Origin of the sequence: Tropicimonas sp., assembly GCF_047971885.1 — a bacterium.
In the GTDB taxonomy this organism is placed as follows: Bacteria; Pseudomonadota; Alphaproteobacteria; order Rhodobacterales; family Rhodobacteraceae; genus Tropicimonas.
Map to the genome: position 1 here is coordinate 1 of NZ_JBKEAE010000174.1, position 7,348 is coordinate 7,348.

7 protein-coding genes are annotated in these 7,348 nt (G+C 66.3%); 4 read left to right on the forward strand and 3 right to left on the reverse strand.

Annotated features, from left to right (window positions below; translation table 11 throughout):
- The coding region (locus tag ACK5IR_RS14730) for an ATP-binding cassette domain-containing protein (protein WP_416929927.1) at window positions 1-950 on the reverse strand (950 nt) is incomplete at its 3' end.
- Between the two features lie 173 nt (window positions 951-1,123).
- On the opposite strand from ACK5IR_RS14730, the gene ACK5IR_RS14735 reads away from it, so the two are divergent.
- The 3 genes from ACK5IR_RS14735 to ACK5IR_RS14745 all read left to right on the forward strand — a co-directional run bounded on the left by ACK5IR_RS14735 (window position 1,124) and on the right by ACK5IR_RS14745 (window position 4,776).
- The gene (locus ACK5IR_RS14735) at window positions 1,124-1,723 is read left to right on the forward strand and encodes a nicotinate-nucleotide adenylyltransferase (protein ID WP_416929928.1); all 600 of its coding nucleotides are present in this window, start codon (window positions 1,124-1,126) and stop codon (window positions 1,721-1,723) included.
- 111 nt (window positions 1,724-1,834) lie between these two features.
- Complete coding sequence (gene dacB, locus ACK5IR_RS14740) at window positions 1,835-3,340, forward strand: D-alanyl-D-alanine carboxypeptidase/D-alanyl-D-alanine-endopeptidase (protein ID WP_416929929.1); 1,506 nt, start codon at window positions 1,835-1,837, stop codon at window positions 3,338-3,340.
- A gap of 113 nt (window positions 3,341-3,453) precedes the next feature.
- Window positions 3,454-4,776 carry an MFS transporter gene (locus tag ACK5IR_RS14745; protein ID WP_416929930.1) on the forward strand — a complete coding sequence of 441 codons (1,323 nt, stop codon included), beginning with the start codon at window positions 3,454-3,456 and terminating at the stop codon, window positions 4,774-4,776.
- 19 nt (window positions 4,777-4,795) lie between these two features.
- Here ACK5IR_RS14745 and ACK5IR_RS14750 read toward each other — a convergent pair whose 3' ends face one another.
- Window positions 4,796-5,218: a tellurite resistance TerB family protein gene (locus tag ACK5IR_RS14750; protein WP_416929931.1), complete on the reverse strand. Its 423-nt coding sequence runs from the start codon at window positions 5,216-5,218 to the stop codon at window positions 4,796-4,798.
- A 144-nt stretch (window positions 5,219-5,362) separates the two neighbouring features.
- On the opposite strand from ACK5IR_RS14750, the gene ACK5IR_RS14755 reads away from it, so the two are divergent.
- Window positions 5,363-6,946: a lysine--tRNA ligase gene (locus ACK5IR_RS14755; RefSeq protein ID WP_416929932.1), complete on the forward strand. Its 1,584-nt coding sequence runs from the start codon at window positions 5,363-5,365 to the stop codon at window positions 6,944-6,946.
- A gap of 28 nt (window positions 6,947-6,974) precedes the next feature.
- Here the strand turns inward: ACK5IR_RS14755 and ACK5IR_RS14760 are convergent, their stop codons facing one another.
- Complete coding sequence (locus ACK5IR_RS14760) at window positions 6,975-7,175, reverse strand: SlyX family protein (protein ID WP_416929933.1); 201 nt, start codon at window positions 7,173-7,175, stop codon at window positions 6,975-6,977.
- Window positions 7,176-7,348: the final 173 nt, after the last annotated feature.

Consider the following 7,348-nt stretch of genomic DNA (forward strand, 5'->3'; position numbering starts at 1 on the left):
CCGCCAAGGCGGGGCCCGTGCGGGATGATGATCTGCGCCTTGCCGACCTTCTCGCGCTCGCTCTGCGAGGCCATCTCCTCATAGGCCGCGATCCGCGCCTTGGACTTGGCCTGCCGCGCCGTGGCGCCCTGCCGGATCCAGGACAGCTCGCGCTCCAGCGTCTTCTGCTTGGCCTTGTCCTCGCGCGCCTCCTGCGCCAGCCGCTTGGCCTTCTGTTCCAGCCAGGCGGAGTAATTTCCCTCGTAAGGAATGCCGCGGCCGCGGTCGAGTTCCAGAATCCAGCCGGTGATATCGTCGAGGAAATACCGGTCGTGCGTAACGATCAGGCAGGTGCCCTTGTAGTCGATCAGGTGCTGCTGGAGCCAGGCGATGGTTTCCGCATCGAGGTGGTTGGTCGGCTCGTCCAGAAGCAGCATGTCCGGCGCCTCCAGCAGCAGCTTGCACAGCGCGACACGGCGCTTTTCGCCGCCCGAAAGCGTGTCGATCCGGGCGTTGTCCGGCGGACAGCGCAGCGCCTCCATGGCGACATCGATCTGGCTGTCCAGATCCCAGAGGTTTTCGGCGTCGATCTCGTCCTGCAGGCGCGCCATCTCGTCGGCGGTCTCGTCCGAATAGTTCATCGCCAGTTCGTTGAACCGGTCGAGCTTGGCCTTCTTGGCCGCGACCCCCTCCATCACGTTGCCGCGCACGTCGAGCTGCGGATCGAGTTCGGGCTCCTGCGGCAGATAGCCGACCCGCGCGCCTTCGGCCGCCCAGGCCTCGCCCGTGTAATCCGCGTCGAGCCCGGCCATGATGCGCAGCAGCGTTGACTTGCCCGAGCCGTTAACCCCGACAACCCCGATCTTGACGCCGGGAAGGAAGGAAAGGCGGATGTTCTCGAAGCACTTCTTGCCACCCGGATAGGTCTTGGAGACACCATCCATGTGATAGACGTACTGGTAGGATGCCATGAGGGAACTCCGCGCCGAATCTCTGATCGGGCCTGATCTAGCGAGTGGCGGGGCGCGTTTCAATCGCCGACGGGCCGGCACGGGAAACCGGGGCGACCGGACCGCCGCAATTGACACTTGTCCGCCGTGGACTCATGACTTCCGGTCAGGACGCGCGATGGAAAGGCCCGGCGATGCTGCGATCAGAAATGCCCCACGCGGTGCCGGGACAGGCGATCGGCCTGCTCGGGGGGTCGTTCGATCCGCCGCATGCGGGACATGTGCACATCACCCGCGAGGCGATGAAGCTGTTCGATCTCGACCGTGTATGGTGGCTGGTCAGCCCGGGAAATCCGCTGAAACAGACAGGTCCGGCACCGCTGCCGCGCCGCATGGCCGCCGCGCGCGCGATCATGCGGCACCCGCGGGTTGTGGTGACCGATATCGAGGCACGCATCGGCAGCCGCCATACCGCCGCCACGCTGGGTGCGCTGAAGAGGCTCTATCCCGGTACCCGGTTCGTCTGGCTGATGGGGGCCGACAACCTCGCCCGGTTCCATCTCTGGGATCGCTGGGACCGGATCATGGAGCAGGTGCCGGTCGGCGTTCTGGCGCGGCCCGGCGACCGGCTGCCGGCGCGCACCTCGATCGCGGCGGCCCGCTACGAGCGGTGGCGTATCCCGGCCCGCGCCTCGCACCTGCTGGCACAGGCCAACCCGCCGGCCTGGTGCTTCGTGAACGTGCCGATGCTGGACATCTCGTCCAGCCGCATTCGCGCCCGGGGCGAATGGTAGGGGCGCGAGACCCCGCTGGCGGCGGATGTTCACCTTCCCGCGCGTGACATTTCGGTGACCACGGTCCGGAAACCCTTGCCGAGGGCGGGCAGCTTTGCTTCACTCCGCGCCATGTCTGGGGATCGTTCTTCCATTTCCCGCCGGCTGCTGCTGGCAGGGTTGCTCTCGGGGGCGGCCGGTGTCGCGCTCGGCGAGCCGCTTGCCGCGTCGCTCCGGCCGCCGCCACGGCCCGGCGCGCCGCGCCTGCCGCATTACGCCTCGGCGCAGTCGCTGGTCGAGCGGGCGAAGCTCGGCGAGGGAACCAGGGTCGGCTTTGCGGTTGCCGATGCTGCGACGGGCGAAGTGCTGGAAGTGCTGAACCCGCTTTTGCCCCAGCCCCCGGCCAGCACCTGCAAGGCGCTGACCGCGCTCTATGCGCTCGATGCGCTCGGGCCGGACTTCCGCTTTCGCACCACGCTGACCGGCACCGGCCCGGTGGTGGAGGGTGTGCTGAAGGGCGATCTGGTGCTTTCGGGATCCGGCGATCCGACACTCGATACCGACCGGCTGGCGACGCTGGCGGCGAATCTCAGGGACGCCGGCGTGCGGCAGGTCGAGGGCCGCTTCCTCACATGGGACGGCGCCCTGCCGCGAATCGACCGGATCGACAGCGAACAGCCCGATCAGGTGGGATACAATCCCGGCGTTTCCGGGCTGAACCTCAATTTCAACCGGGTGCATTTCGAATGGCGCCGCGCCGGCAAGGGGTGGAGCACGGCGATGGACGCGCGCTCCGCCGCCTACCGGCCCGATGTCACGGTTGCACGCATGGCGGTGGTGACGCGCCGCTACCCGATCTATACTTACGAGGACAGCGGTGAGGCCGACCTGTGGACGGTGGCGAGCGGCGCGCTCGGCGACGACGGAAGCCGCTGGTTACCGGTGCGCAAACCCGCCGCCTATACGGCCGAGGTCTTTCAGATTCTCGCCCGCGCCGAGGGCATTCCGCTGGCCGGCGCGCAGCCGGCAGAGGCTGCCCCGGCGGGCGAGGAACTGGCGGCGGTGGAAAGCGGGGATCTGCGCACCATCCTGCGCGGCATGCTCAAACACTCGACCAATATCACCGCCGAGGCGGTGGGGCTTGCCGCAACCGCCCGGCGAGCCGGGCAGGTCGACTCGCTGCCATCCTCGGCCGGCAGCATGTCACAATGGCTGGCCGGGCGCATCGGCAGCCCCAAACCGGCGCTTGTCGATCATTCGGGGCTCGGCGGAGCCAGCCGGATCTGCGCCCGCGACATGGTAGAGGCACTGGTCCGGATCGGCCCCGGGCTCGATCTGGAGCCGCTGCTGAAACCGGTCACGATGAAGGACGACAAGGGCCGTCCGATCGAAAACCACCCGGTGACGATCCTGGCCAAGACCGGCACGCTCAACTTCGTCAGCGCGCTTGCCGGCTACATCACGCTGCCGGGGGGGCGCAGGCTTGCCTTTGCGACCTTCGTTGCCGATACCGCCCGCCGCGATGCGATCCCGCTGGAGCAGCGCGAGCGTCCCGACGGGCTGAGCGGCTGGCTGGGCCGTGCGCGCATGTTGCAGATCCGGCTGATCGACCGCTGGAGCACAACCCTTGCCGCGTGACGTCTTTCACGGGGCGCTGTCCTGTCGTATCAGCGTCGCAACTGTCCGGCATCGCCCCGGCTTGCCGAGGCCCTGACGTTTTTCACCGGACACCATCCACCAGGAAACCCGCAATGGCCCGATATCTGCTGCCTATCAGCGCGCTTCTGCTCGGCTCCGCCCTGCTTCAATACGCCGGGGGTATCCACAGCCTGATCCTGCCGGTGCGCGGCTCCGACGAGGGGTTTTCCGCAACCTCGCTCGGTCTGCTCGGAACGGGCTGGGCGGTCGGCTATGTGCTGGGGTGTTTCTACACGCCGCGCATGGTGGGGCTTGTCGGACATATTCGCGCCTTCAGCGTCGTCTGCGCCTTTGCGGCGGTGGCGATCCTGCTGCAGGCAATCCTGGTTTCGCCGCAGGCGTGGATCCCGGTGCGCGCGGTTTCGGGCTTCTGCTTTGCCGGTGCGGCGATGATCGTCGAATCCTGGCTCAACGACCGGGCGCAACCACGCACCCGCGGCACGATCTTCGGCTTCTACTCGATGATCAATCTCGGCGCGGTGACGGCCGGACAACTGGTGATACCGCTCGGCGATACCACGGGCTTTTTCTTTTTCGCCCTTGGCGCGATCTTCTATGCGCTGGCCCTGGTTCCGACCGCGATTTCCACCTCGCAATCGCCGGCGCCGCTGACCACCGTGCACCTCGATGTCGGCGCATTATGGCGAAACTCACCCGTTGCCGTGGTGGCGGTATTCCTGGTCGGCATCTCGAACGCGTCGTTCGGCACGCTTGCCGCGGTCTATGCCGACCGGGTCGGGCTGGCGCTGGGTTCGGTGGCGCTTTTCGCCAGCCTTCCGGTCCTTGCCGGCGCCCTGGCGCAGGTTCCGATCGGTCTTGCCAGTGACCGGCTGGACCGCCGCTGGGTGCTGGTCGCCACGGCCGTTCTGGCGCTGTCGGCGGATCTGGCCTTTATCGTTCTTCAGCCGCACGGCATGCCGCTCAACCTTGCGCTGGCAGGGGTATTCGGCGCGGCGATATTCGCGATGTATCCGATCATCGTTGCGCATGCCAACGACCACGCCCCGCCGGGAACCTCGATTCAGGTCTCGGGCGGGCTGCTGATGGTGTTCGGCGTCGGCTCGATCATCGGCCCGCTGATCGCCGGTGCGGCGATGAACAGCCTCGGTCCGCGCGGGCTTTTCCTGACCACGATCTCGGCACATGTGCTGATCATCGCCTTCACGGTCTGGCGCATCGGCCGGCGCGCGGCGGTGGCCGACGACGAGAAGGGCCACTTCCAGGTGACCATGCCGGCCCGGGCCTCGACGCCGGAAACCGCCGCGCTGGCCAGCGGCGAGGACGAGGACGGCGATCTTGAGCCCGCTCCCACGCCGCCGGCCGCGGACGAGCGGAGCCCGACACCGCAAGCCGGCGACGATCCTCCGGCAGGGTAAGCTCAGGGCTGGGCTGCCGTCAGACCTTCATGTGGCGGGCGCGCGCACCGCGCTCGATGGCTGCGGCGTTGAGCCGGGGAATGGCAAGCTGGTGGCGGATCTCCTCGAGCATCCGCAGTTCCTGATCGGACAGCCAGCCGTCCGAGGCGGCGACATCGCAGCACAGTGCATAGGCGGTCTCGTAGAGCCGCTCGGGCAGCGATTCCTGCACGATTCCCAACAGCGCGTCGACGCCCTCCTCCTCCTCGAACAGGTCGAAGACCAGCGTCGACATGGTGCGGATATGCTCGGCGTCGTAATCGGCAAAGACCGGCAGATGGTTGACGATCCTCTCGATGGTCATCAGTTCCGACGTGCGGATGTTCTCGTCCGAAACCGAAGTCCCGATCATCAGTGCGACAAGCGCATCCTGGGCGTTCAGCGGGCTGTCGTACTGCGGCATGGGTCCGTTCTCCTCGCTTATCTTTGCGCGGCTGTGTTTATTGACGCAGGTCCCGCCCCGCAATAGGTGTCGGCGCCATCGGGGAAGGACCCCGGCGAAACAGCGCGGCAACGGGCCGCGCGAAGATTGGGAAAGACCGTTTCGATGTCCGAACTGCGGGAAGCTGCGATGTCCTCCAAGGCCTGGCCCTTCGAAGAGGCGCGCCGGGTGCTGAAACGCCATGAAAAGGCACCGCCCGAAAAGGGATACGTGCTGTTCGAGACCGGCTATGGCCCCTCCGGCCTGCCGCATATCGGCACCTTCGGCGAGGTGTTGCGCACTACGATGATCCGCCGGGCGTTCGAGGCGATTTCGGACATCCCGACCCGGCTGATCTGCTTTTCCGATGATATGGACGGCATGCGCAAGGTGCCCGGCAACGTCCCCAATCAGGAGATGCTGAAACAGTACCTCCAGATGCCGCTGACCTCGGTTCCGGACCCGTTCGGCGAATACCCGAGCTTCGGCGATCACAACAACGCCATGCTCCAGCGCTTTCTCGATACCTTCGGGTTCGAGTACGAATTCTATTCGGCGACCGCCTTCTACAAGTCGGGCCAGTTCGACGCGGTGCTGCTGCGCGCCGCCGAACGCTACGATGCGCTGATGGCGGTGATGCTGAAAAGCCTGCGCGAGGAACGCCGGCAGACCTATTCGATCTTCCTGCCGATCCATCCCGAAACCGGCCGCGTGCTCTATGTGCCGATGAAACATGTCGATGCCGCGGCCGGCACCGTCACCTTCGACGACGACGAGGGCCGCGAATGGACGCTGCCGGTGACCGGCGGGCAGGTGAAGCTGCAGTGGAAGCCCGATTTCGGCGCCCGCTGGGCGGCGCACGACGTCGATTTCGAGATGTACGGCAAGGACCATTCGACCAACACGCCGATCTACGACCGGATTTGCGAGATTCTTGGCGGGCGGGCGCCCGAGCACTTTACCTATGAACTGTTCCTCGACGAGAACGGCCAGAAGATCTCGAAATCCTCGGGCAACGGCATTTCCATCGACGAATGGCTGACCTATGCGGCGACCGAATCGCTGGCCCATTTCATGTATCAGAAGCCGAAAACGGCCAAGCGGCTCTACTTCGACGTCATTCCCAAAGCGGTGGACGAATACCACCAGCAGCTTCGTGCCTATGCCGATCAGGACGCGGCAGCACGGCTGAACAACCCCGTCCATCATATTCATGGCCAGGATGTGCCGGCCTCGGATATGGTGGTAAGCTTCGCAATGCTGCTGAACCTTGCCTCCGTCGCGGGTGCGGAGGACAAGGAGGCGCTCTGGGGATTCGTCCGCCGCTATGCGCCCGACGCCAGTCCGCAGACGAACCCGCAACTCGATCAGGCGGCGGGCTTTGCGGTGCGCTACTACAACGATTTCGTCAAACCATCCAAGGTCTACCGCCTGCCCGACGAACGCGAGCGCGCGGCGCTGGCGGATCTGGCCGAACGCCTGCGCGCGTGGGACGGCCCGCTCGACGCCGAGGCGCTGCAAAGCGTCGTCTTCGCGGTCGGCAAGGAGCACGGGTTCGAGCCCCTGCGCGACTGGTTCAAGGCAATCTACGAGGTGCTGCTGGGCGCCAGCCAGGGGCCGCGCTTCGGTGGCTTCATCGCGCTTTATGGCGTTCCCGAAACCGTGGCACTTATCGAACGGGGGCTGGCGGGAGACCTCGCTGCCGGGTGAAACGCCCGATCCGCGCCGGTGGCCGCCGTCAGTAATGCGGCGGCCGCTCGTCGCCGAGAACCACGCCGCCACCGCCATCGGCCTCCTGCTCGGCGGCGCGGCGCATCAGCATCTCGACCCGCCGGGTCAGCGTGGCGATCTCGGTATCCTGTCGGGCGACCATATCCGACAACTCGTCGACCGCCGCCCGCAGGAAGGCGAGTTCCTCTTCGATGCTGACGTTGCTCATTCCGCTCCCCGTGGTGCTGTCGATCCTGCCGCGCTGCTTGCGGGCCATGCCTCCTTGGGCTAGACGCAGCCGCAAGCAAGGACCCGAGGATTGCCGATATGGCCAAGGAAAAGAAGCCCCGCCGCCCCATAGCGGAAACACCCAAGGGATTCCGTGACTATTTTGGCGTGGAA

Excerpts from the sequence above, each read along its gene's own strand:
- ACK5IR_RS14760 (WP_416929933.1), bottom strand. The coding sequence starts at position 7,175 with ATGAGCAACGTCAGCATCGAAGAGGAACTCGCCTTCCTGCGGGCGGCG.
- dacB (WP_416929929.1), top strand. The coding sequence starts at position 1,835 with ATGTCTGGGGATCGTTCTTCCATTTCCCGCCGGCTGCTGCTGGCAGGG.
- ACK5IR_RS14750 (WP_416929931.1), bottom strand. The coding sequence starts at position 5,218 with ATGCCGCAGTACGACAGCCCGCTGAACGCCCAGGATGCGCTTGTCGCA.
- ACK5IR_RS14755 (WP_416929932.1), top strand. The coding sequence starts at position 5,363 with ATGTCCGAACTGCGGGAAGCTGCGATGTCCTCCAAGGCCTGGCCCTTC.
- ACK5IR_RS14745 (WP_416929930.1), top strand. The coding sequence starts at position 3,454 with ATGGCCCGATATCTGCTGCCTATCAGCGCGCTTCTGCTCGGCTCCGCC.
- ACK5IR_RS14735 (WP_416929928.1), top strand. The coding sequence starts at position 1,124 with ATGCTGCGATCAGAAATGCCCCACGCGGTGCCGGGACAGGCGATCGGC.